23 protein-coding genes are annotated in these 25,218 nt (G+C 60.0%); 13 read left to right on the top strand and 10 right to left on the bottom strand.

Annotated elements, in window-relative coordinates; translation table 11 throughout:
* Positions 1-35 precede the first annotated feature (35 nt).
* Both J8I87_RS31645 and J8I87_RS31640 read left to right on the top strand, forming a co-directional pair.
* On the top strand, positions 36-764 hold the full coding sequence (locus J8I87_RS31645) for an ABC transporter ATP-binding protein (protein WP_209936101.1): 729 nt from the start codon (positions 36-38) through the stop codon (positions 762-764).
* Between the two features lie 445 nt (positions 765-1,209).
* Complete coding sequence (locus J8I87_RS31640; RefSeq protein WP_209936100.1) at positions 1,210-1,494, top strand: DUF4148 domain-containing protein; 285 nt, start codon at positions 1,210-1,212, stop codon at positions 1,492-1,494.
* Between the two features lie 21 nt (positions 1,495-1,515).
* On the opposite strand, the gene J8I87_RS31635 is transcribed toward J8I87_RS31640, so the two are convergent.
* Together J8I87_RS31635 and J8I87_RS31630 are read right to left on the bottom strand one after the other, a co-directional pair.
* Positions 1,516-2,124: a CDP-alcohol phosphatidyltransferase family protein gene (locus tag J8I87_RS31635; protein WP_209936099.1), complete on the bottom strand. Its 609-nt coding sequence runs from the start codon at positions 2,122-2,124 to the stop codon at positions 1,516-1,518.
* A 441-nt stretch (positions 2,125-2,565) separates the two neighbouring features.
* Positions 2,566-3,063 (bottom strand): hypothetical protein, encoded by a 498-nt coding sequence (locus tag J8I87_RS31630; RefSeq protein ID WP_209936098.1) that lies wholly within the window; start codon positions 3,061-3,063, stop codon positions 2,566-2,568.
* A gap of 309 nt (positions 3,064-3,372) precedes the next feature.
* On the opposite strand from J8I87_RS31630, the gene J8I87_RS31625 reads away from it, so the two are divergent.
* The 6 genes from J8I87_RS31625 to J8I87_RS31600 all read left to right on the top strand — a co-directional run bounded on the left by J8I87_RS31625 (position 3,373) and on the right by J8I87_RS31600 (position 11,948).
* The gene (locus J8I87_RS31625) at positions 3,373-6,615 is read left to right on the top strand and encodes an efflux RND transporter permease subunit (RefSeq protein WP_209936097.1); all 3,243 of its coding nucleotides are present in this window, start codon (positions 3,373-3,375) and stop codon (positions 6,613-6,615) included.
* Entirely contained in the window at positions 6,608-7,843 is a 1,236-nt protein-coding gene (locus J8I87_RS31620) for an efflux RND transporter periplasmic adaptor subunit (protein WP_209936096.1), read from the top strand. Before J8I87_RS31625 ends, J8I87_RS31620 begins: the two co-directional genes overlap by 8 nt.
* A gap of 23 nt (positions 7,844-7,866) precedes the next feature.
* Entirely contained in the window at positions 7,867-9,348 is a 1,482-nt protein-coding gene (locus tag J8I87_RS31615) for an efflux transporter outer membrane subunit (protein ID WP_209936120.1), read from the top strand.
* A gap of 127 nt (positions 9,349-9,475) precedes the next feature.
* On the top strand, positions 9,476-10,162 hold the full coding sequence (locus J8I87_RS31610; RefSeq protein ID WP_087737510.1) for a heavy metal response regulator transcription factor: 687 nt from the start codon (positions 9,476-9,478) through the stop codon (positions 10,160-10,162).
* The gene (locus J8I87_RS31605; RefSeq protein WP_209936094.1) at positions 10,159-11,619 is read left to right on the top strand and encodes a heavy metal sensor histidine kinase; all 1,461 of its coding nucleotides are present in this window, start codon (positions 10,159-10,161) and stop codon (positions 11,617-11,619) included. Before J8I87_RS31610 ends, J8I87_RS31605 begins: the two co-directional genes overlap by 4 nt.
* Positions 11,620-11,753: 134 nt before the next feature.
* Positions 11,754-11,948, top strand: a complete 195-nt coding sequence (locus J8I87_RS31600) for a hypothetical protein (protein WP_209936093.1) — start codon at positions 11,754-11,756, stop codon at positions 11,946-11,948.
* Positions 11,949-12,058: 110 nt separating this feature from the next.
* Here the strand turns inward: J8I87_RS31600 and J8I87_RS31595 are convergent, their stop codons facing one another.
* From J8I87_RS31595 to J8I87_RS31580, 4 genes are read right to left on the bottom strand one after another with little or no spacing between them, the layout of a single operon-like run.
* Positions 12,059-12,418: a hypothetical protein gene (locus J8I87_RS31595; RefSeq protein ID WP_245254304.1), complete on the bottom strand. Its 360-nt coding sequence runs from the start codon at positions 12,416-12,418 to the stop codon at positions 12,059-12,061.
* Positions 12,415-13,953 carry an efflux transporter outer membrane subunit gene (locus tag J8I87_RS31590; RefSeq protein ID WP_209936092.1) on the bottom strand — a complete coding sequence of 513 codons (1,539 nt, stop codon included), beginning with the start codon at positions 13,951-13,953 and terminating at the stop codon, positions 12,415-12,417. The genes J8I87_RS31595 and J8I87_RS31590 overlap by 4 nt, the downstream gene beginning before the upstream one ends.
* Positions 13,950-15,029 (bottom strand): HlyD family secretion protein, encoded by a 1,080-nt coding sequence (locus tag J8I87_RS31585; protein WP_209936091.1) that lies wholly within the window; start codon positions 15,027-15,029, stop codon positions 13,950-13,952. Before J8I87_RS31585 ends, J8I87_RS31590 begins: the two co-directional genes overlap by 4 nt.
* Before the next feature lie 12 nt (positions 15,030-15,041).
* The gene (locus tag J8I87_RS31580; protein WP_209936089.1) at positions 15,042-16,667 is read right to left on the bottom strand and encodes an MFS transporter; all 1,626 of its coding nucleotides are present in this window, start codon (positions 16,665-16,667) and stop codon (positions 15,042-15,044) included.
* A 400-nt stretch (positions 16,668-17,067) separates the two neighbouring features.
* On the opposite strand from J8I87_RS31580, the gene J8I87_RS31575 reads away from it, so the two are divergent.
* Complete coding sequence (locus J8I87_RS31575; RefSeq protein WP_209936088.1) at positions 17,068-17,268, top strand: copper chaperone; 201 nt, start codon at positions 17,068-17,070, stop codon at positions 17,266-17,268.
* Positions 17,269-17,364: 96 nt separating this feature from the next.
* Here J8I87_RS31575 and J8I87_RS31570 read toward each other — a convergent pair whose 3' ends face one another.
* Positions 17,365-18,039: an antibiotic biosynthesis monooxygenase family protein gene (locus J8I87_RS31570; protein WP_209936087.1), complete on the bottom strand. Its 675-nt coding sequence runs from the start codon at positions 18,037-18,039 to the stop codon at positions 17,365-17,367.
* Between the two features lie 397 nt (positions 18,040-18,436).
* Here J8I87_RS31570 and J8I87_RS45145 point away from each other — a divergent pair, with 397 nt between their 5' ends.
* Positions 18,437-18,700: a LysR family transcriptional regulator gene (locus tag J8I87_RS45145; protein WP_245254307.1), complete on the top strand. Its 264-nt coding sequence runs from the start codon at positions 18,437-18,439 to the stop codon at positions 18,698-18,700.
* Positions 18,604-19,350, top strand: coding sequence for a LysR substrate-binding domain-containing protein (locus J8I87_RS31565; RefSeq protein WP_245254303.1), 747 nt, complete (start codon positions 18,604-18,606; stop codon positions 19,348-19,350). Before J8I87_RS45145 ends, J8I87_RS31565 begins: the two co-directional genes overlap by 97 nt.
* 21 nt (positions 19,351-19,371) lie before the next feature.
* Here J8I87_RS31565 and mug read toward each other — a convergent pair whose 3' ends face one another.
* Positions 19,372-19,917, bottom strand: a complete 546-nt coding sequence (gene mug / locus J8I87_RS31560; RefSeq protein ID WP_245254302.1) for a G/U mismatch-specific DNA glycosylase — start codon at positions 19,915-19,917, stop codon at positions 19,372-19,374.
* A gap of 170 nt (positions 19,918-20,087) precedes the next feature.
* On the bottom strand, positions 20,088-21,116 hold the full coding sequence (locus tag J8I87_RS31555; protein WP_209936118.1) for a GlxA family transcriptional regulator: 1,029 nt from the start codon (positions 21,114-21,116) through the stop codon (positions 20,088-20,090).
* A gap of 525 nt (positions 21,117-21,641) precedes the next feature.
* Here J8I87_RS31555 and ilvB point away from each other — a divergent pair.
* Together ilvB and J8I87_RS31545 are read left to right on the top strand one after the other, a co-directional pair.
* Positions 21,642-23,507, top strand: a complete 1,866-nt coding sequence (gene ilvB, locus J8I87_RS31550; RefSeq protein ID WP_209936084.1) for a biosynthetic-type acetolactate synthase large subunit — start codon at positions 21,642-21,644, stop codon at positions 23,505-23,507.
* A gap of 932 nt (positions 23,508-24,439) precedes the next feature.
* Entirely contained in the window at positions 24,440-24,769 is a 330-nt protein-coding gene (locus J8I87_RS31545; protein ID WP_209936083.1) for a helix-turn-helix transcriptional regulator, read from the top strand.
* Here the strand turns inward: J8I87_RS31545 and J8I87_RS31540 are convergent.
* Positions 24,762-25,145, bottom strand: coding sequence for an FCD domain-containing protein (locus J8I87_RS31540; RefSeq protein ID WP_313067026.1), 384 nt, complete (start codon positions 25,143-25,145; stop codon positions 24,762-24,764). The genes J8I87_RS31545 and J8I87_RS31540 overlap by 8 nt on opposite strands.
* Between the last annotated feature and the right edge of the window lie 73 nt (positions 25,146-25,218).

Genomic DNA, 25,218 nt, shown 5'->3' with positions numbered 1-25,218 from the left:
CTTCGTGCGGGACAACGACATATATGGGGAACACGATGTTATCGATCCGCAACCTGCATGCGGGCTATGGCAAGGTTCAGGTATTGCACGGCATTTCGATGGACGTGCCGAAGGCTTCCGTCGTCACGCTGATCGGCTCGAACGGCGCAGGCAAGACCACGACGATGCGGGCGATCTCCGGCATGATCCGCCCGACGGAAGGTGTGATCACAATGGGCGAGGGTGCTTCGGCGAAGCGCATCGATTCGCTCGATTCGCACCGTATCGCGCGGCTCGGCCTTGCACATTCGCCTGAGGGGCGGCGCGTTTTCGCGACGATGACCGTCACCGACAACCTGTTGCTGGGCGCGTTTGCGCGCTTGACGTGGGCGCGCCCGCGCGGCGACGTCCACGCGGATCTCGAGCGCGCGATCGAACTCTTCCCGCGTTTGAAAGAGCGCCGAAACCAGCTGGCGGGAACGCTGTCGGGCGGCGAGCAGCAGATGCTCGCGATGGCGCGCGCAATCATGTTGAATCCCGATCTTGTCCTGCTCGACGAACCGTCTATGGGCCTCGCGCCCATTCTTGTCGACGAAGTCTTTCGCATCATCGAACGTCTGAAGATGCAGGGCGTGACGATGTTGCTCGTCGAGCAGTTCGCCGCCGCCGCGTTGAATGTCGCCGACTATGGATACGTGCTTGAAAATGGCCGCATCGCGACGCACGGATCGGCGATGCAATTGCGCGACGATCCGATGGTCAAGGCTGCCTATCTCGGACATTGAACGCAAGCAAGTAGCGCGATTTGAAACGAAAGCCGATTGAATGCAAGGGCGAAACCCTTGCGCATCTCGCCAGCCCTTTTTGGTTAGCTGTGGCACCAACTGGTTCATCGAGATTGCAAACGTCCATACATTCCCTCTGTTCACATTCCTGAGTTCGGCGGTTGTCAATTCCCACACTATTCGTCATGGAGGGCGGATACATGGTCGATCAGATAGGCGTGAATGCAGTCAATGTTCTATTGGGATTTGAAGGCCGGGCGTGAAATTGGCCGGCATGAATCCCACGGCAACGTCTTAAGTGAATACCGCGAAAATGGCGCGTTCGTCATACTAATGTCAGCGTTGTGCCACTAGCGAGGCGTAGAGTGAAAGCTGGTTTCCGCGTGCGGACTTGCCGCCGCGGGACTTAACACTGACCAGTTTCCAGCGATCAAGGAGCCTCGAAATGAAGCAACTACTTCTCAGTCTCGTGGTAACGGCAGGCGTGGCAACGATGTCGAGCGCATACGCGCAGGAAGCGCCGATGAATAACCCGCAGATGGACCAGACACAGGCGCAATCGGCGAACCCGGTAGCCGATACGGGGCAAGGTGGCGTCAATTGGGGCACTTCGTCCCAAGGGGCGCGCAATGACCCGCTCACGCGGCAGGACGTGCGTCAGCAGTTGATACAGTCCGAACGCGATGGCCAGCTCGATCAGCTTAATCGATCTCTCTACAAGGGCAATTGACCGAGCGAACGTGTCTGGTCGTCATGGCTTGGGAATGCGGATGCGGCTAATCATCAGCGATCCGGAAATGCCGAAAATCAGCGTAAGCGGATGCAGTACATGACCTGCAATTTGCCATTCGCCGAACCATAATTGCGGACCGAGAGCACCCTGCCATGCGGCGATGGTCAACAGCAGGACGATGGCAAACGATGTTGGAATGGGCGTACCTTCGAAGTGCGTCACTTTCCCCGTACCGCCCGACATCGCTTCCGTCGTCACGTTGTAGCGCGCGAGCCGCGACACCCCACATGCGACGAAGTACGCGAGCAGAAAGCGATCATATAGGCCGCGCATCCCGCATCCATAGCCGATGATCGCCGGCGCGACGCCGAACGAGATCACATCGGCAAGCGAATCGAGCTCCTTGCCGAGCAGCGAGGCCTTTTGCCGCCAGCGCGCAATCCTTCCGTCGAGCACGTCGAAGACCAGCGCTGCAAACACCAGCGCGCAGGCGAAATAGACATGCATCACATCCGCGCTGCCGATGTAGCTCATCATCGAAAACAGCGCACCCGTGCCGGAAACCGCATTGCCCAGCGTGAACCAGTCCGCAAGATGGAACTCGCGGATCATCGAAAATCGTTTCATGTCGTCCTCAAAGGCGGTACTCCGGCGACGAACGTAGCACTATCGGGGCCCGGGCGGCGACGCTTTCGACACGGCCGGTAACGGCGGGCACCCGAATCGCAGATGCAGCGCGTCCGCGCTATTTGCCGGTAGATCGTCCACGCGAAGCCAGTAGAACGCGGGATCAAACACTGCAAGACAAGGTAGAGGGATGCGAGCGCGCCACGCACTAAAGGCAGCGATATTCATACCGCGAAGTGACGGATTCGGGTCCCCGAGTCTAGCAAGTCCGCGCCACCACTCCAGCACTAGCCATATCACGATCTGATGCCCCCCTTCGAACGGGGGGTGACGCTGCGTGCTCGTCCACCTTAAATGAAGCGCAAGAGATAGCAGTAGTTCATTTTCGTATTGAAACAAACGATACAAGTCTGACCCTGTGGAGCGACCATGCGCAAGACTTCATCGACCCAACCCGACTGCAAACTCTCGCGCGAAGATCTGATCGAGCGTGCGCGCGAGATCGACGCTGCCGATCGCAAAACGAACGACAGGACAGTTTCGATCTACGGGCGGATCGCCACGCTTCTGGAGCGTGGCATCAAGGGGGCTCGTGCGAAGCACAGCGTCGTTCAAGGGCTCATCAATCAGGCGTGGCGCGAGGCAGCTCTCGAATGCGCCGCTGCGCCGGAGAAGTTTCCGCATCACATCCTGACACAGCTCGCGGATGCTCTGGAAAAGGACCTCAAATGCAGGATGCGGGCTGTCAGTGCGGGCACGCAGGCGTCGGAAGGCTGGGGCACCGACGATGAACTTCGTCTTGTCGAACACCTCGCCCGGCGCAAAGACGCACCAGAATTGCTTCGCCGCTATCTGGAGGCGTTCCAGCATCGCACCGATTTGTCCGGCGTCGATGCGGATGCAATCGTGCATCGCGCGCGGACACTCCTGAGCGAACATGAACGCAATCGTCTCAGCCAGGAAAAACGATAAGTCCCGTCACTCGTTCCGTTCGAATATCAGCTCGCAACTCTTCGCATCGAACAGCGCTCGGACTCGTGCTCCGAAAGAACGTCCATCATCTTCCCACAGCGCTCATTCGACAATAACGATCCCACTTCCAGAAAATGGCAATGCTGCCATTTTCGCGTCATCTGCTTGTTGGCCCTTGCGAATTAGTATTAACACCAGGCTGCCGCGGACGCGCAGGAAAAACTGACGCCGCTGCCTGACGTCACGCTCGCGCGCTCTTACGGATACCAGCACTGTATGTGGATCGTCAATCTCGCATTGAAGAGGCCGTACACGTTCATCGTGATGGCCATACTGATCGTGCTGGCGACGCCCTTCGTGCTGTTCACCATGCCCGTCGACGTCCTCCCTGAAATCAACATTCCCGTCGTCAGCATCATATGGAACTATACGGGCCTGTCCGCCGAGGACATGGCCAATCGCATCACTTCCGTCAACGAGCGCAGCCTGACGACGACGGTCAACGACATCGAGCACATCGAGTCGCAATCGCTGGCGGGTATCGCGATCATCAAGCTGTTTCTACAGCCGAATGCAAATATTCAGACCGCGATCGCGCAAACGGTCGCTGTCGAGCAGGCGCAACTGAAGCAGATGCCGCAAGGCGCAACGCCCCCGCTCGTCATCAGCTATTCGGCGTCGAGCATTCCCGTGATCCAGTTGGGCCTGTCGAGCCCTCGGCTTTCCGAGCAGGAACTGAATGACACGGCGCTCAACTTTCTGCGTCCGCAACTCGTCACGATTCCCGGCGCAGCCGTGCCCTATCCGTATGGCGGCAAGACCCGTCTGATCTCCGTCGATCTCGACACGCGCGCACTATTAGCCAAAGGATTGACGCCGCTCGACGTCGTCAACGCCGTGAATGCGCAGAACCTGATTCTGCCGACAGGCACCGCGAAGATCGGACCAAAGGAATACACGATCAATATGAACGGCTCGCCGACGACGGTCGCGGGCTTGAACGACATCCCCGTGCGCACGGTGAACGGCGCGACCACTTATCTGCGTGAAGTGGCGCACGTGCGCGACGGTTTCTCGCCGCAGACCAATGTGGTGCGCGAAAACGGCCGGCGCGGTGTGCTGATCTCGATTCTCAAGACGGGCAGCGCATCGACGCTCTCCATCGTGAACGCGCTGCATGCGCTATTGCCAACCGCGCAGGCAGCGTTGCCCGCCGATCTGAAGGTGACGGCGCTGTTCGATCAATCGGTGTTCGTGAAGGCCGCCATTCAGGGCGTGGCGCGCGAAGCCGTCATCGCCGCCGCGCTGACGGCCGCGATGATTCTGCTGTTCCTCGGGAACTGGCGCAGCACCTGCATCATCGCCATTTCGATTCCGCTCTCCATTCTGACTTCGCTGATCGCATTGCACGCGCTCGGACAGACGATCAACATCATGACGCTAGGCGGCCTCGCGCTCGCGGTCGGGATTCTGGTCGACGATGCGACCGTCACGATCGAGAACATCGAACGCCATTTGCACATGGGGACGAACCTGCGTGATGCGATTCTCGACGGCGCAGGCGAGATCGCGATTCCCGCATTGGTATCGACACTGTGCATCTGTATCGTGTTCGTACCGATGTTCTTTCTGACGGGCGTCGCACGCTACCTGTTCGTGCCGCTCGCGCAAGCCGTTGTGTTCGCGATGCTCGCGTCGTACGTATTGTCGAGAACTTTGGTGCCAACGCTCGCGATGCTATTGATGGGCCACGTGCACAAGCGGGATGCGCATGCGAAGCCGAACCTGTTCATGCGACTGCACCACCGCTTCGACCGCAGTTTCGAATCGATGCGCGCGGCGTACATCGTGACTCTCAGCAGTCTGCTCGTGCGGCGGCGGCTGTTCGGCGCGACATTCCTCGGCTTCTGCGTCGTCTCGCTCGCGCTGGCGTTCGTATTGGGCGAGGACTTTTTCCCGCGTGTCGATGCGGGCCAGATACGCTTGCACATGCGCGCGCCAACCGGCACGCGGATCGAAGAAACGGCGCGGCTCGCCGATCAGGTCGAGAAGGTGGTGCGAGAAGTCATTCCGCCCAACGAACTGGGCACGGTGCTCGACAATCTCGGCTTGCCTTATAGCGGCATCAACCTGTCGTACAGCAACGCGGGAACCATCGGCACGCTCGACGGCGAGATCCTGCTCGCGCTGAAAGAAGATCACAAGCCGAGCATCGGTTATATCGACCGTTTGCGCGCATTATTGCCGCAGCGCTTCCCGGGAACGGAGTTCTTCTTTCAGCCCGCCGATATCGTCACGCAGATCCTCAACTTCGGTTTGCCCGCCGCTGTCGATGTGCAGATCGTCGGCGCAAACCAGCAGGGCAATCTGGAGATTGCGCGCAAGCTGCTCAAGCAGATCAGGATGATTCCGGGCGCGGTCGATTCACACATCCAGCAGAAGCTCGACGAGCCTGTCATCAACCTGCAGATGGATCGCACGCGCTTGCAACAACTGAATCTGAATGCGAACAACGTCGCACAGAACGTGCTGATCTCACTGTCGGGGAGCACGCAGACGTCGCCGGGATTCTGGTTCAATCCGCGCAACGGCGTCGAGTACAACCTCGCCGTGCAGACACCGCAGTATCAGATCTCGTCGGTAGACCAGCTATTGCGCACGCCCGTATCGGCTTCCGCGGCGGGGCCGACGCAACTGCTCGGCAATCTCGTGCAGGTTTCGCCGCAGAACCAGTTCGCGATGGTCACGCACTACAACATCCGCCCCGTGATCGACGTGTTCGTGAGTGTGGAAGGTCGCGACCTCGGCAGCGTGGACACGCAGATCGAAAAGCTCGTCGATCAGGCTCGCGCGTCGTTGCCGCGCGGCAGCTCGATCGCGATACGCGGCCAGGTGCAGACGATGCGCACGTCGTACTTCGGGCTGGGCATCGGCGTTGCGATGGCGATCGTGCTCGTCTATCTGCTGATCGTCGTGAACTTCCAGTCGTGGATCGATCCGCTCATCATCGTGAGCGCATTGCCGGCCGCGCTGGCAGGCATCGTGTGGATGCTGTTCCTGACGGGCACGCATCTGAGCGTGCCTGCATTGACAGGCGCGATCATGACGATGGGCGTCGCGACGGCAAACAGCATTCTGATGGTGGCGTTCGCACGTCAACGGCTCACGGCGGGTGCGCCGCCGCTGACAGCCGCGCTCGAAGCGGGCGCGAGCCGGATCAGGCCCGTGCTGATGACGGCGTGCGCGATGATCATCGGCATGATTCCGATGGCGCTCGGGCTCGGTGAAGGCGCCGAACAGAATGCCCCGCTGGGGCGCGCGGTGATCGGCGGGCTGCTGTTCGCGACCGTCTCGACGCTCTTCTTCGTACCGTTGCTGTTCGCGGGCATTCATAGCCGGCTCGCGCATCGCAAGGCGGCACGTGAGGGCGATCAGCAGCGCGAAGGCGCCGCGCCGCAACGACACGACCGTGACGACGCACACGGACACAGCCCGAAGACGGAGGATCGAGGTGACTGAAAAGACTCACTCTTCGCTAGCGATTCCCGCACGGGAAACCCAGGACGGGCACGCGCTGCCGCCGCGCCACCGCGAATGGCGGCGCGCGAAGATCGCGGTTGCGATCGTGCTGGTATTGCTGGCGATCGGCGCGTTGCGCACGGTGATCGCTAACATCGTGCAGAACCGTACGGTCGCGCAAATGACGCAGCAAAACGCGAAGCAATACGTCGACGTCGTGACGCCGGCGGCCACGGACGGCAGCACGGGCGTGACGGTCTTGCCGGGAACGTTGCGCGGCTATGTCGAGTCGCCGATCTACGCGCGCGCGACGGGCTATCTGCTGCACTGGTATGCGGACATCGGCGCACGCGTGAAAGAAGGGCAACTGCTGGCGGAACTCGATACGCCGGAGATCGATCAGGAACTTGCGCAGGCCGTTGCGCAGCGCGATCAGATCCAGTCGAGTCTCGGCCTCGCCAAGAGTTCATTCGAGCGCTGGCAGCAACTGCGTCAGCGCGATGCCGTTTCGCAACAGGAACTCGACGAGCGGCAAAGCACGTATTCGCAGGACGTCGCCAATCTGGCCGCCGCCGACGCCAACGTGAAACGGCTGCGCCAGCTCGAAAGCTTCAAGCGCATCGTCGCGCCGTTTGCGGGCGTGGTCACGCAGCGCAACGTCGATGTAGGCGATCTGATCGATGCGGGCAGTGGCACGAGCCGCGCGCTCTTCGCGCTCGCGCAGTCGGACCCGCTGCGCGTGTACGTGCAGCTCCCACAGGCGTACGCGCAGAACGTGCAGGTCGGCGAGGACGTGGTCGTGACGCAGGCCGAGTTGCCGGGCCAGCAATTTCACGGCCGTATCACGAACATTTCGGGCGCGATCGACGTGCCCACGCGCTCGCTGCAAGTCGAGGTCACGCTGCGCAATCCTGACGGTGAGCTGCGCCCCGGCGCCTACGTGCAGGTCGCCATACCGTCGGGTACGCGCGCGCAATTGTCGGTGCCCGGCAACGCGCTGCTGTTTCGCGCCGAAGGTCCGCGCCTTGCCGTCGTCGACAGCGAAGGCGTCGTGCATCTGCACAGTGTCACGATTGCGCAGGATCTCGGCCAGACGCTTGAAATCGAAAGCGGCCTCGAGCCCAACGACCGCGTGATCATCAACCCGAGCGATTCGATCGCGGACGGCGACCACGTCGAAGTGTCGCATGCGCGCTCGACGTCACATGCGGGCAAGGCGGCATCGTGAATACGCGCACACTCGCTGCGCGAATGGGCGCGACGGCGCTTGCGGCGGCGCTGTGCGCGTGCACGGTCGGCCCCGACTACAACGCGCCGTCGACGGATGCGCCGCCCACATGGCACACGGATTCATACTGGCGTCTCGCGCAGCCTTCCCATGCGCCGCTTGCGCTGGACTGGTGGAAGGCCTTCGGCGACAGCACGCTCGAAGGACTCGAAACGATGGCGCTCGCGCAGAATCAGACACTGGCCGCGGCCAGCGCGCATTACGCGCAGGCACGCGCGACGCTCGCCAACACGCGCGCGCAGTTGATTCCGGAGGTCGATCTGTCGGCGTCGGCGGCGCGCGAGCGGATCTCGAAGAACCGGCCTGCGACGAGCTACTCGGTGCCGAATCAATCGACGGTGCAAAACAACTTGCAGATCGGTCCGACGATCAACTACGACGTCGATCTGTTCGGGCGTATTCGGCGCGAAGTGGAAGGCGCGCAGGCGTCGGCTGAGCAGTCGCGCGACGATCTCGCGAACGCGCGTCTCGTGCTCACCACCGATCTTGCCACTGACTACTTCTCGCTGCGCCAACTTGACGCCGAAATCGATGTGCTGAACCGATCGGTGCAGCTGCAACAGAAGGCGCTCGACTACGTAACGACGGAGCATGATCTCGGCGCTGTGTCCGGGCTCGATGTATTGCAGCAGAAATCGCTGCTCGATCAGACGCGCGTGCAGGCGCAACTGCTCGTCACACAACGCGACCAGTTCGAGCATGCGATCGCGGCGCTCGTCGCGGTGCCTGCGCCGCAGTTTTCGATCGAGCCGAAAGTGATCGACTACAAGGTGCCCACGATCCCGCTCGGACTGCCCAGCGATGTGCTGCAGCGCCGGCCTGACATTGCATCGGCGGAACGCGCGATGGCGGCGGCGAATGCGCAGATCGGCGTCGCGAAGGCCGCGTTCTTCCCGAGTCTGACGCTCACGCCGGGCATCGGCTGGCAGAGCACGGAGCTCGCTGATCTGATCAGTGCACCGAGCCTGATGTGGTCGCTCGGCGCAGCGTTGAGCCAGGTCGTGTTCGACGGCGGGCGGCGCGCGGCCAATGTTGACTTCGCGAGCGAGGGCTACAAGGCGGCTCAGGCCAACTATCGTCAGGCGGTGCTCACGGCGTTCCAGCAGGTGCAGGACGGTATCACGGGGCTTTCCGTGCTCGATGGCGCCGCTTCGCAGTCGCGCGATGCCGTCGCCGATGCGCAGCGCCTTCTCTCGCTTGCCAACGACCGGTATTCGGGCGGCCTCGTTGCTTACCTCGACGTGATCACCGCGCAGCAGTCGCTGCTGACCAGCCAGCGTACGGACGTGCAGATACACGGGCAGCAGATGACGACTTCCGTGGCGCTCGTGAAGGCGCTCGGCGGTGGCTGGGATGGGCAGGACGCGGTATCGGCTGCGCCCGCCGATGCCGCGAAAGATGTATCGATGGAGACGGGTTCATCTGCCATGCGCGCGCCGAACTGATTTGAAGCGGTACGACTGAAGGCTGTACGTAATGCACGGAAGATTGCGCAAAACAGGCTGTAAAGGACGGGCTGAACACGTTTGAAAAGCCTACTTATAATGAGGATGACAATAGAGAGGAGCGCACATGAAGCTGCTCATCGTGGAGGACGAATTCAAGGTCGTCGATTATCTGCGCCGGGGCCTGACTGAACAGGGCTGGGTGGTCGACGTCGCGCTCGACGGCGAGGAGGGCTTGCACCTCGCGTCGGAGTTCGACTACGACATCATCGTGCTTGACGTGATGCTGCCCAAGCGCGACGGCATCAGCGTGCTCAAGGCGCTGCGCATGCGCAAGTCCACACCCGTCATCATGCTGACCGCGCGCGATCACGTGAACGATCGCGTGCGCGGCCTGCGCGAAGGCGCCGACGACTATCTGACCAAGCCATTCTCGTTTCTCGAACTGGTCGAGCGTCTGCATGCGCTCGCAAGGCGCACACGCGTGCAGGAATCGACGCTGATCTGTGTCGGTGATCTGTATGTCGATCTGATCGGCAGGCGCGCAACGCGCGGCGGCGTGCGGCTCGATCTGACCGCGAAGGAGTTTCAACTGCTCAGCGTGCTCGCGCGCAGGCAGGGCGACATTCTGTCGAAAGCGATGATCACGGAACTGGTCTGGGATGTGAACTTCGACAGCCATACGAACGTCGTCGAAACGGCGATCAAGCGCTTGCGCGCGAAACTGGACGGCCCGTTTCCGACGAAGCTGCTGCACACGATGCGCGGCATGGGCTACGTGCTCGAAGTACGCGAGGAAGCGGAGGCATCATGATTCGCTCGAACCGTTCGATTGCGCGGCGTCTTGCGTTGCTGTTCGCGCTTGTCGCGCTTGCCGTTTTCACGCTGGTGGATACGGGTCTGTTCCTCGTGTTGCGCTCGCAAGTCGAGCAGCGTCTGCGCGATTCGCTCGATAGCCGCACCGAGGTCGCGCGCATCATCGTGCATCATGTGATCAATCGCGACAAATGGCGCATTGCACAGGAAAAGCTCGCGGATATGACGCCGCGCGATGGGACTAACACGTACGCGATTTCGAGCACGACGCCGCTCTTCAATTACGGTCATCCTGTCACGGGCCAGATTGCGCAGCAGTGGCACGGTGACTATGCGCGCATCACGCACAACGGCACGGGGCACGATATGCTGACCCGTACGCTGAACATTCCCGCGAACGGCGAGCGCCCGCAGGTGCAATTGCAGGTGGCGACCAGCTATGCGCCAACGGAGCAGGCGTTGCGCGAATTCGGTCTCGCGCTGGCCGCGTTGTCCGCGCTGGGTGCGTTCGGCGCATCGCTGCTCAGCTATTGGGTTACGCGGATCGGTCTCGCGCCGTTGCGAAGGCTGACCATCGATGCATCCGAAGTCAGCGCCGACAACCGCTCGCAACGACTGCGCACTGCGGAGCTGCCACTGGAACTGAACGATCTCGCACATTCGTTCAACGGCGCGCTCGAACGTCTCGATCAAGCGTACTGCCGCCTTGAATCGTTCAACGCCGACGTCGCGCATGAACTGCGAACGCCCGTCACCATTCTGATTGGGCAGACGCAGGTTGCATTGACGCGCAACCGCGCCGTCGACGATCTGCGTCGCACGCTGCAATCGAATCTGGAAGAGTTCGAGCGGATGCGCGGCATCATCAACGACATGCTGTTCCTCGCGCGCGCCGACCAGGGCGAACGGGCGACGGAACTGGTCGAAGTGTCGCTCGCGACGGAAGTCGCGCACACGGTCGAATTCCTCGAAATGCCGATGGAAGAGGCGCATGTGCGGGCGCAATTGCACGGCGATGCCGTCGCGCGCGTCAATCGTCCGCTGTTTGGCCGCGCGTGCGCGAACCTGCTGATCAATGCGATCCACCATAGCATGCCGGGCTCGACAATCACGGTCACGATCTCGCGCGAGGCGGGGCGCGTGTGGGTTGCCGTCGCCAATCGCGGCGAGCCGATAGCGCCGGATGTGCTCGATCATGTGTTCGACCGCTTCTATCGCGCAGAACTGTCGCGCACGAACAGCCGCGAGAATCACGGGCTCGGGCTCGCGATCGTCAAGGCGGTGGCGGAGATGCACGGCGGCGTGGTGTTCGTGCGCAGTCTGCAGGGCGTCAACACGTTCGGCTTTTCGATTCGAAGCGCCAACAAGGCGCGCTCGCCGAAAGCCGATGCTCAGACAAAGGAAGCGCAACTCGCGTCGCGTCAGATGGCATCCACGCCGCTCAAGTCTCCATAAAGAAGGTGCCGACGCCGTCGTCGAAAGCGGTAAATTGGTCCGCTCCTTGGCATCTGTTCGACGGATTGAAGGTCAAATTGACTGGGTACGCTGGTGGTGTCGCGACTACTGCGTCACCGGCAAGGAGGCCTGGGGTGGACCTGATCGAAATGGCAAGGAAATCCGGCATGCAGGTCCTGTTGGATGCGCAGATCGGCAGCCAGATGTATCACAGCGTCTGCGGACCGCTTTCGTCATTGCAGCGGTTTGCAGATGAGATCGGCAAAGCGCTTGCCGCGGAAGCTGCCGCGCAGGCCGCCTTGAGTACCGCGGCCGAGGCCGGGAGCTAGTTTGTGGATATCCCGTATGCGTGAGGTCACTGCTCCGGCTACCGGGTGAGGTCCTCGAATCGTGCGACTCTCGTGCGCCCGCCGACGGCTCGCCCAGTAGCCGTTCACACTCAGTTGCCGAAAAAGATGCTGCAGTAGCTAACGGGACCTGCGCAATTGCCAGTCGACGCGTTGCTGCCAGTTCTGACACGATTCTGCTGCGATCCGGCTTGGTCCTTGCTGTTCACGGCGCCGCCGTAGCTGGACGCTACGGCATCGTTGCTCTGCTGTGACTTGACGGCAGTAGTGCCGCTTTCCTGAGCCATGCACAAGGCAGGCGCGGTGAGAACTGCTGCGATGAAAAATGTGCGAGCAAAAGACTTCATGATGACCTCTGGGAACAGTGCGCCGCGAACGCGCGTCCACGGCTGTTGAGAAAATAAAAAGTACAGCGCGATGCATTCGCGAGCCACGACAAAGCGCCGCTTCAATGAAGCGCGTCCGCTTTCGCATACGTGGACTCCCACCCCCCGCCAAGTACCTTGCATAAGGTGATGAGGTTGGCAGCGGCATCGGCTTCGCTTTGCTCGAGATTGCTTTGCGCGTCGAGCAATTGTTTCTGCACGTTGAGCACGTCGAGAAAATCGACTGCGCCTGCCTTGTATCGCTGCTGCGCAACGTGCAGTGCGCGTTGATTCAGGCTAACGACCGTTTTCAGGCGATCACGCCGCCGCTGTTCAGCGTCGTAGACGATGAGGGCATCGTCTACCTCTCGCCAGGCCTGAAGTACGGTGCGTTTGTAGAGGATCGCCGCCTCCTGTTGTTGTGCCTCGCGCAGTTGGAGCGTGCCCTTCAGGCGTCCGCCTTCGAATATCGGAAGCGTGATCGACGGTCCGACAACGAACTGGCCGGACGCCCAGTCAGCCAGATTCGAGAGTTGAAGGCTCTGGAAGCCCGCACTGCCGTTAAGCGATATGCGCGGATAGAAGTCGGCTTTCGCCATGCCGATCGCCGCTGTCGCCGCATGCAGTTGAGCTTCCGCTCTGCGAATATCCGGTCTGCGTTGCACCAGTTCCGACGGAAATCCGATCGGCACCTGTTGGGGAAGAGCAGGAACATCGTGCGGTTCGCCGAGCGTTTGCCGCAGGGCACCCGGTTCCATGGCAAGCAGCACGCCGATCGCGTTGATCGTGGTCTCGCAACGCGATTCGAGCGTCGGGAGCAGGCTCTCGATCGACTCCGCCTGCGCGGAAGCATTGGCGACATCCAGGTCCGTCGTCACGCCTTCACGTGCCCGCGTTTGTGTGAGCTTCATCGCATCGCGTGCGATGTCGAGGTTTTGCTTCGCGATCTGAAGCAAAGCCTGCGTGTCACGCAACTGAATGTAGTCACGGGCAAGTTCGGCGCGCGCAGATAGCAGAACCGCGTTTCGGTCCTCGTATGAGGCTTGCGTCAGCGCTGCCGAAGCCTCGACACTGCGTCGAACCCGCCCCCAGATGTCCACTTCCCACGACGCGTCGAAGCCGAACTGGTACAGGTCGTAAGCGGGCGAACCCTTGCTGCCCGGCAGCGGCGCGACGCCAAGTGGTGCGCTTCCCGACGCCGATTGCGTCTGACTGCCCGTTGGCGTGACGCCGAGCAGCGACAAGATGCCGTTCTCGCTTCCGCGCTCGCGGTTATAGGAGGCGGCGCCCGTGAGCGTCGGATATTGCGCGGCGCCAGCGACGCGTTGTTCGGCCCGGCTTTGCCGCAGACGTGCCGACGCTGCAGCAATGTCAAGATTCGCGTCGGTCAGTTGTTGCTCCAGCGAGTTCAGCATGGGATCGTTGAACAATGTCCACCAATCCGGACTGAATTCGGATTCGACAGCCTTGCTGGGCGCTTGTGCAGACTGAGTGCGATTAAATACATCGGGCGTGGATGATTTGGGAGGCTCGAAGTTCGGACCCACGAGACAGCCCGTCAGCGTGGAGCACAGCAGCACCGCCAGCGCTCGCGCGCGGAAAGAGGATTCGCTTGCGTTCATTTGCTTTGCGCTCCCGCGATCGCAGTATCGCGATGCCGGCTGACGGCCACCTCCGCTTCGACGGAAAGGCCCACGCTCAACGCAGACGCGGCCTGCTGGCCGCGATCGATTGTGATCTTGACAGGCACACGCTGAACGATCTTGGTGAAGTTGCCCGTTGCATTGTCGGGCGCAATGGGCGCAAAGCTCACGCCCGTCGCCGGGGCAAGGCTATCGACATGGCCTCGAATCACCACGCCCGGAAAGCTGTCAACTTTGATGCGCACGCTTTCGCCGGGCCGCATGTTGGTGATCTGGTTTTCCTGAAAGTTGGCGACGATATAGGCCTCCGACAGCGGGACGATCGCGAGCAGCGGCGCGCCGGGCGTAACGAACGCGCCGACCCGCACCGAGCGCCTCCCGACCTTGCCGTCGACGGGCGCGCGGATCTCCGTATAAGAGAGGTTGAGTGTTGCCTGTCGGAGAACCGCCTCGGCGTGGGCCAGTGCGCCCGCCGCCTTGTCGCGCTGCGTACGCAGAACATCGAGGTTCTGCTCGGTCGCGACGAACACGGCGCGGTCGTGAGCCTGCTGCGCGAGTTGCTCGGCCAGCGCGCTCGCCGCGTGTTGCTGCTCCTGCGTGGTTCCTGCGCCCGCTTCCGAGAGGTTCCGGTAGCGCGAGGCGTTCGCTTGCGCAAACTGGATCGACGCCTCGTCTGATCGAAGCGTGGCGCGCGCCTGCTCGACAAGCGAGGGTTGTCGCGCGATCTCGGCTTCGTAGTTCGCTACCGACGCCTTGGCCGCCGCCACGTCAGCCTGTGCGCTCAGCAACGCGGCCCGAAAGTCACGGTCGTCGATACGCACCAGTAGTTCACCCGCTTTGACCTGCTGGTTGTCCTCTACCAGCACATCGGAGACCTGGCCGGCGATACGCGGGGCGACTAGCGTGAAATCGGCGGTCACATAGGCATCGTTCGTGGTCTCCGTATCCGAGCCGGCAATGAGTTTTGTGCAAATCCATGCGACAGCGCCGATTGCAACTAGACACGCGATGAGATAAAGCAGCTTGCGAGGGGTAAAGGTGGCAGCAGATGACATATATATCGGCGCTTAGCGAGAAGAATGCGGCGTAGTACTCCAAGGCGGATAAATACGCACGGGCAGTACTGGAATGACAACGAGAAACACGACGGCAACGCCTGCCATCACGCGGTACAGATCCGCGGATGTCAGCACCACGGCCTGCTCGTGAATCCGGTGCGCGAGTTGACCGAGACCATGAACGGCATCGACGGCTGCGCCCATGACCAATGTGTTGTTGCCTAGCTGGTCCACGAGCATGCTCGAATGAAAGTGCTCGCGCGCGGTGCCTAGCCCCTCAAGGAGCCCAGTTGCCGCTACGCCTGCAAACGCCTTGACCGTGTTGAACATCGCCGAAGCAAATGGACCTTCGGTTGGGGGCAAGCCTGTGGTCACGCCCATCAGGATCGCGAGGATCATCATCGGTTGCGCGATGATCTGCAACGACTGAAGCGGGTAAAAGTTCTCGCGAACCCAGTCCGAGGTTACGAAGCTGCCCAGAAAACAACTGATAGCCATCAGGGAAAGTCCAATCGCCATTACCCAGCGATGGTCTACTCGCCGCAGATTAAGAAGGGCGGCCGTCAGAGGAAGCGCAATCAATAGTGGAATCGCAACGAGCAAGGCCAGAGGCGTCGTTTGCAGCGGCCTGTAAGCATGAACCTGCGCAAGATATTGGGCCGGTATGACGTTGACGCTGACCAGCAGTACAACCGCGCCCATCAGTGTCAGAAGCCCGTGCGCGAAGTTTCGGCGGGAAAGCAGTTGAAGCTTGAAAAACGGCAGCGGATGAAACCATTCGTTGACAAGGAATGCCGCGAACAACAGCCCGCCTCCACCTAGCAGCACGCGGATAAGTGTCGAGTTCAGCCAGTCGAGGCGATCGCCCTGCAAAAGCCCAATGACGAGCATCAGCATCGCGGGGAAGCCCGTCAAAAATCCGACCCAGTTGAACGATCGCAGCCGTTCGGGCTTCCATTGTTCCGACGGGAGTCCCTGCTGGATTGCCACGCAGCTCAACAGGCCGAGTGGCACGATTTGCCAGAATGCCATTCGCCAGCTGACGTATTCCGTCCATAAGGCCGCGAGAGGCGTACCGAGCGCCGGTCCGAAGGTTGCGGTGAGAGCGTAGCCCGCAAGTCCGTATAGCTTGATTTTCGGGGGAAGATAGCGCAACGCCACGATGATCAACATCGGGGGCAGACATCCGCCCGCAATACCCTGCAATGCGCGCAACACATAGAGGGTCGGCAGGTTCGGCGCAAGGGGACAAAGGAATCCGATCAACATCACGGCGAGAACCGCGCCGATCGTAAAACGCTTTAGCGTAAACGTCACCCCGAACCACGGAGCAAATATCATCGTGGCGACGTTAGTAGCCTCGAAGAGGGCGGTGAGCCACGTTCCGTCGTCACGTCCGATCGAGAGCGCGCCACGAATATCCGTCATCGCCACTGCGGTGACCTGCTCGTTCAATATCGCCAATAGCGAAGCGAGCAGCATTCCAAGCAACCCGATAGCGAGACGAGGCGCTAGCCCAGCTTCTGTGGGTGCCTGCGGTGCGGGACTCTCTGCTTCCCGTACAGCAACGGGCGATGGCATTTGCCCGAGCCTCGGCTCAGCTGCTCCACTTGTCCATGGGTTTGCGGTATTCATAAGGGCACGTCAGCCAGGTGTGTTCAACGAGCATTGCGTTGGGCGAATTTCCCCGCGCGATGGATTGATTCATTCTAGGACCCGGGTCACTGTTCTTAAAGCGGGCATAGTTTTCGTATCAGGCCATTCCATTCGTAATTCAGGCCAATGTCCCCGGGCTTGCATCGATAAAGCATCGCGCGAGAAACAATCCGTTTCCAGCCGTTCAACAAAACAATTACGCAGAGCCGTATCGGTGAATAAGACAACGCTGTTTATGAAAGACTCTGTTGTTTAACTTGTTCAAAGCTTTTACGTCCAAAAAAACAGGTGGCCGGGTATCATCAATGTGCAGGCCTACTGGTATGGATTGGCCGATAGGTCTAGCTCTATCGAAGCCTTACAGAGTGGAGAAGTGACAGTGAAATTTTCAGTGAAGAACGAATTGCGCCCGGCCGATATTTCGGCGATTGATCGAGCGATGAAGACGGTAGACGCTGACGCCAAGGTCGACGTGGACATCGGCGCGAAGACCGTGAACGTTGATTCATGGCTGATGCCAGAAGAGTTCATCGTCGCATTTGTCGACGAAGACTACGATGTGGCAATTGCAGAGTGGTAGGAGGGCATCGGAAGGAGGCCGGTGACGGTATGAAGCCGCCACCGGTGTCAGCGAGGCTCACTGCGTCGCTAGCGGGGAGATGCAGAATCGCCGACTTTACGCGTTGGACTTCGCGTCCGGAAAATATTGCGGCGCCTCGCGGCGATCGAACATCCCATACTCCCGGACAACACGAATTCTTCGCAGGCGCACGTCGTCCGGCAGTGTCGAATTGCGCTCAAACGCTTCAGCGGCTGCCTGATCTTGCCATGTCAAGACGGCAATGACGTCGCCAGGTGTCATCAGTGCGTCGAATGCGTCCCACGCCACGAGGCCGGAAGCTTGGGTGTCGAGTCCGAGTGACTGGGCGACGGCGTCGGCACCCGCCTGCTTGACCCAGTCCGGCGCGCGCTTCGCGTCGAGCAGCGTGACTGCCGTGCCGGCTCCCGTCTCGGTTGCATCGAGGCGATGCTCGTGCAACGTCTGCCCCGCGGGTAAGCGCGTATCCGCGATCGTTTCGCCAATACGCAGGCGATAGTCGGCGAATACCCGATCGCGGGCCGCCTGTTGGACCTTGTGATGGTTCGTGCTGATTCGCCAACGCACCAGCGACTTCTCGTCCCGCCAGCTCGACAGGGACAGTAGCCATCCATCGCGCGTGAGGCTTGCATAGCGGTCGTTGTCGATAAAGCCGTCGATTTGTTCGAGCTCTGCGCGCAGCATCTTTGCCATCGCGAGATAGGCATTGAATTGCTCGGATTTGGGATTTACTTCAAGCATTGCGGAAAACATAGATTCCTCGTTCGGTTGAGAGGCGACCACCCGATTCATCGCGATACGATGGCCGGGCGATCTCTTGCCCCATTGTCGAAGTTGGAACGGGAATCTTGAAGAGCCAGTAACTCGCCTATTAGGCCATTCCGTACTTGTATCCGGCCAGGCACATTCCCGGTTAAAGCGGCAAAGCTAAATGTCGTTTATCTCGATGGTCTGATTCGCCGCGTGATTCGTCGTTAAGAGTGTGCGAATGCTGGCCATTCCTGGTTGTCTTTGGGTCAATCGACGAAGTAAAGCATGACCATGCCGGGTATGACGCCTGGAATCAGGACATCTCCTCAGTGCGCACCGCTTTTCGATTTACCGTTCGTCAACATTGAAATCAGGAATCAGATTGGACAGATTGCGCGAGATGGAGGTATTCGTAGCTATCGTTGACAGAGGTAGTTTTACGGGCGCGTCGGAAAAACTTGGCATGTCGGCCCCCGCGGTCTCGCGAGCACTCAACTCACTCGAGACCCGATTGGCGCGCAGTTGCTTGCCCGGACAACGCGCTCAGTCCGGCCGACGGAAGCGGGCATGTCGTATCTCGACGCCTGCCGCAGGGTGCTGGATACCATCACGGACGCGCAAGCAGTTGTCGCGGCTCGCCAGGACAATCCAGTCGGCACACTGACCATTTCGGCTCCGGTTCTGTTCGGCCAGCGTTTCATCGCTCCCCTCGTCGACGCGTATGTGCAGCGCTATCCGGACGTCAGGGTCAATGCAATCTATGTCGATCGTGCCACGCGACTTCTCGAAGAGGGCGTGGACATCGCCATTCGCATTGGGCACTTGGGAGATTCATCGATATTTGCAGTGCCGTTGGGCTTTGTCAGGCGTAGAACCTATGCGGCCCCTTCTTATCTTGCGGCGCACGGGGAGCCTTTTCATCCGAGGGAGCTTGCCAGTCATCATTGCGTGTCTCTGACAGGCGTGACGAATCCCACCGAATGGCTTTTCTATGAAAACGGTTTGAGAATGTCAGTCCGGCTTCAGCCACGAATGATCGTCAACCTGGCTCCCGCAGCCGTTGTGGCGGCCGTCGATGGCGTGGGGATCACCCAATTGTTCTCTTATCAGGCGGCTCCCGAAGTGCTGACTGGAAGTCTGATCCCCGTCTTGGCGGCATACGAACCCGAGTCCACTCCCGTCAATCTGCTTCATGTGGAGCGGCGCGGAGAGAGCGGCAAGATTCGGGCCTTCGTAGAGTTCGTCACGCAGACGCTGCGCGAAAACGTGCATCTTCGCTACCTTGATAGTGCGATGGCTTTGGATAGTATCTGACAGGTCCCGTAATCCCTGTCATCAGCTTCTCTTCGCAGGACCGGCTGCCGTGAGCGCGAGACGAAGCTCGTGATAGGCAGCCACTAGCGCATCGAGGCTGAAGGTTCTGTTCAGACCGCTAGGATTTGGCAATACCCACGCACGTGCCCCACCAAATGGCTTCGATTGCAGGCCCCACGAAATGTCGCGCTTGCCGGACATTGCGGAGAGCGCCATCTTTCCGAGGAAAGCAACGCATTGCGGTGCATACCTCTCGATCTTTTGCTCGAACGCGGAAGCGGCCGCGTTGAACTCCCATGGCGACAACTGGTCGGCTCGCGCCGTTGGACGCGACACGACAGTCGTCAGACCGCAGCCGTACCGTAGCAGCGTGACGTCGTCTTCAGAGCGGATCTGTTCAGGAGTAAAACCGGCCAGATGGACGACGCGCCAGAACCGGTTGCCTCTGCCTGCAAAGTGGCGGCCTGTCGATGCCGCGCAGATGCCCGGATTGATTCCGCAAAACACCACTGATAAACCGGACTCAAGGATGTCCGGAAGAGATGGAAGTACATCGGAGTGAATCATGGATGGCGCAGGTGTGTTCATCAAGCATTTGAGGAATCGCCGGGTGGAAGCAATGGGACCATCTCGGCAAAACCATCGCAGGGAGGCAGTGTGGGCCACGCTGTCTCACTGAACAAGTAATAAGAGGGACGGTTTCAGGTCAAAGGCGTCACGAATCAAGCCAGCGACATCTAACTCAGGCCTTCCATCTCCGCCGATTCGACCCGCTCGTTGACGCCGCCATAAGCCCATTGTTGGCCGCCGCTGTCACCACGAAATCGTTGACGGTACTGTTTGGGCGTGACGTTGAGCCGCCGCGAGAAAGTCGTTCGCATGTGGGTGGCGCTGTGAAAGCCGCACTTGAACGCGACTGTCTTGAGAGGCGCATCCGTCTCCTCGAGCAGCTTCCGGGCAGTATCGACCCGAACCTGTTCGACAAATGCGGACGGTGTCACTTTGGCATATTTCGCAAAGAGCCTGGAGAAGGTGCGCCGGCTGACGGACACTGCGCTCGCAAGCTGCTCGATCGATAGTGAATCGGTGATGTGCTCGGTCACGTATCGGAGCACCTTGCCGACGATGGGATCATGGTCCTTGCGTACGCCGACGTAAGGGCTGTACTGAGATTGTCCGCCTTCTCGCTGGATATAAACGACCAGTCGCTTCGCCACCCGCACGGCAAGATCGTGACCCCAGTCTTCTGTCACGAGCGACAGACACAGATCGATGCCTGCTGTCACGCCGGCAGATGTAAAGAGGCGTCCGTCACGAATGAAAATCCGGTCAGGCTGCACACAGGCATCGGGAAAATCGTCGGCGAGCCGGTCCGCATCTTCCCAGTGCGTCGTCACTTGCTTGCCGTCGAGAAGCCCTGCACGCGCGAGCACGAATGCTCCCGTGCAAACGGAGCCAAACCGGGTTGCGCCGCGCGACTGCGCTTGCAACCAGTTCAGAAACTCGCTTTTGGGCTGAGCATTGGGCAACTGCGGTCCTCCGGCGATCAACAGAAGGTCGAATGGCTCGTCGAACTCCGTATAGCTATGAGGAACTGAGAGTTGCATCCCATTCGAGCAGGCGACGGTGCCAGCCTGGTCACCGACGAGAGAGATCTGATACCTCTGATGTTCGGGAAGGAAGGTGTTGGCTTCCGCGAAGACGTCCAGTGGGCCTGCAACATCCAGCGCTTGCACACCATCGAAAATAACAATGGCGACTTTCATATCATGACCTTCGGATAATGAGCACGCTGTCGTCAGTGCCGCCAATGGCCGCCAAGGCGAACCGCAAAAAACCAGCATTGACCGCAACAGAGTGCGGTCGTCCAGTCTAGCGCGGCTGCGGCGCTCCGAGTATGTCGTATTGCTCAATCGTTGTTCGCACTGTTGCACGAACCGGCGTTGCGCGGTGCAATACAAAATGAAAATGGCCGAGCCGTGACGCGCCGCAGCACAACGCAAGAGCGCGAGGTCGCAAATGGCGCAGAAGCAGCACATCTTGGCCTGCATACGTCGCTCCTGATTATATCTGACAGGTCAAACATTGTCACAATGGATGGAACCATTCCTCACAATTCTTCCAGGGGCACTTCAACAACGGTGCCAGATGGACTGGCGACGCGCGGAGAACCCGTCGGATCGACCAACCATGAACTGGTGTTGAACATACGCTGTTCTTGAGTTGGAAGGGATAACGCCCTTGAACTGGGATGCTGGATCGACCAGCGCCCGCTTCCATGCGAGACAGCCATGACCCGCAACCCAAAGATTGCTTTACAAGCCCTCCTGAATCCGTCGAACACCGGCGAACCGATGTCGGGCGCCGACATCATCCTGCGCGTGCTCAGCGAACAGGGCGTGGACACGATATTCGGCTACAGCGGCGGCGCGATCTTGCCGACATACGACGCCGTGTTTCGATTCAACGAAATGCATGACAAAAGTCCTGAGCGTCAGATCAAGCTCGTCGTCCCCGCCAATGAACAGGCGGCGGGCTTCATGGCTGCCGGATATGCGCGCGCGAGCGGAAAAGTAGGCGTGTTCATGGTGACGTCAGGCCCAGGGGCGACCAACGCGGTGACGCCTATTGCCGACTGCAATGGTGATTCGATCCCCGTCGTCCTCATATGCGGACAGGTGCCTCGTGCTGTAATCGGCACCGACGCTTTCCAGGAGGCACCCGTTTTCAACATCATGTCGGCGTGCGCGAAACAGGTGTTTCTCGTTACCGATCCGGCGAAGCTGGAGCAGACGCTGCGGACTGCATTCGAGGTGGCTCGCAGCGGCCGTCCTGGCCCGGTCGTCGTCGATGTGCCGAAGGACGTCCAGAACTGGATGGGAACGTACAAAGGGCAAGGCACGTTGCAGTTTCGGGGCTATTCCGACCGTCTGCGGATGGTGGCAGAAGGCGCGCGCCTCGACGAGGACAAGCGCGCCGGCTTCTTCGAACTTCTGGCGCAAAGCAAGCGGCCGCTGCTGTATGTCGGAGGTGGCGTGATTGCCGCTGGCGCGACATCTGAGTTGCGTCGCTTTGCCGAGCGTTACGGGATTCCCGTCGTGACAACGCTGATGGGCCTTGGCGCGATACCCGCGAAACACGAGCTGTACCTTGGAATGCTGGGTATGCACGGCGCCGCGTGTGCGAACTACGCGGTTGAAGATTGCGATTTCCTGATTGCGGTCGGCGCCCGTTTTGATGATCGCGTTGCGGGAGGCCGCCCGGAAGCCTTCGCTCCCAGCGCGCGACACGTCGCTCATATCGACATCGACGAAGCGGAGATCAATAAGGTCAAACGGGCACACTGGACGCATGTCGGCGATGCGAGGAACGCGCTTCTGTCACTGATGGAGCATGATTCGAGCGAACAGGCGCCTTCGTACTGGCTCGACCAGGTGTTGGAACTCAAGCGAACGTATGGCATGAACTACGACAGGAACAGCACGGCGATCCAGCCGCAATTTGTCATTGAGCGGCTCAGTGAAATGACAGGCGGGCGAGCGATCATCAGCACCGGCGTCGGTCAGCATCAGATGTGGGCTGCGCAGTTCTTCGACTTCGTCGAGCCGCGAAGCTTTCTTACTTCGGGCAGTATGGGAACGATGGGGTTCGGACTGCCCGCAGCGATTGGCGCGCAGTTTGCGCGGCCCGATGCGCTGGTGATCGACATCGATGGTGACGGCAGCATCCGGATGAATGTCGGCGAGATGGAGACAGCTAGCACGTATGGCGTTCCCGTCAAGGTGCTTCTGCTCAACAATGTCGGCGATGGAATGATCCGGCAATGGCAGCACCTGTACTACGAAGGGCGATTGTGCGTGAGCGACAAGACGCTGCATCGCAAGGACTTCGTGATGGCTGCACGGGCTGACGGATTTGATTTTGCCTGTCGCGTCGAAGCGGTCAGCGAGCTTGACGAGAAACTGAAGGCTTTCATCGAATTCGACGGACCCGCCTTCCTCGAAGTCATGATCGACCAGAACGCCGACGTTTATCCGATGGTGGGACCGGGTCAGAGCTACTCGACCATGATTACCGGCCCATTCATACCTTGCCGCACCGGGCGGGAAGCAGAAGAGAAAGGTGCGCAGCGTCAGCAGGTTGCGGACATGTTCTAGCGTCGTTCCGATGCAGGCTGTGGCTTTGTCACGGCGTGCTGCTGCGCCAGTTCTGTTATCCGGGCTGGCGCTTTACCATTGGAAAGACAGGTTTGCGGGCCCTGAATCGAAGCGATCCTGCAAACGCTCAAGACCACTCAAATCATAGCCGAGCATAAAGAGCGCGCCCTCGACGCGCCTGAAGCCGTCGGCTCTAGCGCACCAGATCATTCCCGCTTTGCTGATTGCAGCGCAGAGAATCCAGTTTGCGTGGATGTTCACACGAGCCCGTTCCCGCGATCCCGACGATCCGCCCAAAAGACGCGCGAACGTGTAAGGCCCGGATGATGGATCACGCGCAGTTCTTTCGCTTTGACCAGGGCCCAGCGAAATGCGAGACTTGCCGGAACGGAAGGAACCCGGCGGTCGGCATCGAGGCCCCATCGACATATTCGTCGGCGAGATACTCTTTACGTGACAGCATACAAGCGGCTATTGGAATCAGATAGCAGATCTCTGCGGAGTCGTCAATTAGCGCATAAGTTGTCTTTGCGATCTAAGGATTCGGTCATGAACTTAGGCCAGGTTGTGTCGAATTTGAGTCTTATATAGATCTGAGCACCCGGCAATCGAAACTTGTCCCGAAGTCGGTGAATATTGGCCGAATGTCTCTTTGCGAAGACCTTATCATTGCGGGTACCGGACATTGGGAAGAGCCGGATACTTTATTGAAACACCAAGCCCGAAACAAAATGAGCTTACTTGACACCATCGATTTGCCATCCAGTTTCGTCTTGGACTTCCCGATGAATTCGTACGGCACGGCGACCGTTCAAAGTTGCTTGAATTGAATGGATGGGAGGTCGCGGGCGTACTGGAGTCAGTGCGGGTATTCGCGGGCCGCTTCGACGTGCTGGACAGAGTCTGATGTACCGCAATGGATGAATTTGCAAATGGGCACTACCCGTCAGACGATCGATTTCGATGCCGCCATGCGGGCATTGGCTCACCCATTCCGGAGAAAAGTACTGCAGTGGCTGGCCGATCCAGCCACATACTTTACCGAGACCAAGTGCTCACCGTTTCGAGGTGTTTCAGCGGGAATGCTCCACGCGAAAAGCGGCTTTTCTCAGTCCACGGTGTCGCGTCATCTGTCGCTGCTTGAGCAAGCGGGCCTTATCAAGACGCAAAAAATTGGACAGTGGGTTTTGCTCTCGCGTAACGAAACCACCATCCGCGGATTCGCCGAGTGGTTCTGCGTCGATATTGCAAAAATTAAATAGCCCGTTTTAAAGCAATTCTATTCTGCCCGTTCGCGCCGCGCATCCGTTCGAGCACGGGTTGGGCTGTGACGGCGCAATGCTCGCGCAACAACGCGCAGGCGCGGTCCGCATTGCGCGCGAGCACAGCCTTGACGATATCTTCGTGCTCTTTCCCGACATTGCGTTTGCCCGGGTGCTCGATGGATGGTGACATGTGCCGATAGCGAGCGGTTTGCGCACGCAAGGTCGTTGCGAAATGCTTCAGCCACTTCGACAGGCAACCCGCGAGCAGCGTGGTGTGGAAGTTGTCGTGTGCGCGTTCCCATGCGGGGTTCACTCGCAGTGGATTTTCGACGACAGCGGGGAGGCTGTTCACCTGATGAAAGGCTGCGAGCACCGCGCCTTCCCATTCGAGGCCGCGCGTTGAGCCGCACGCCTGCCGATTTCGGGAAAAACTCCCGGCCGCTCGC

It is taken from the genome of Paraburkholderia sp. LEh10, assembly GCF_017814945.1.
GTDB lineage: Bacteria > Pseudomonadota > Gammaproteobacteria > Burkholderiales > Burkholderiaceae > Paraburkholderia.
Note: the sequence above shows the minus strand (reverse complement) of the source record. Positions and strands in the feature narration are given on the sequence as shown.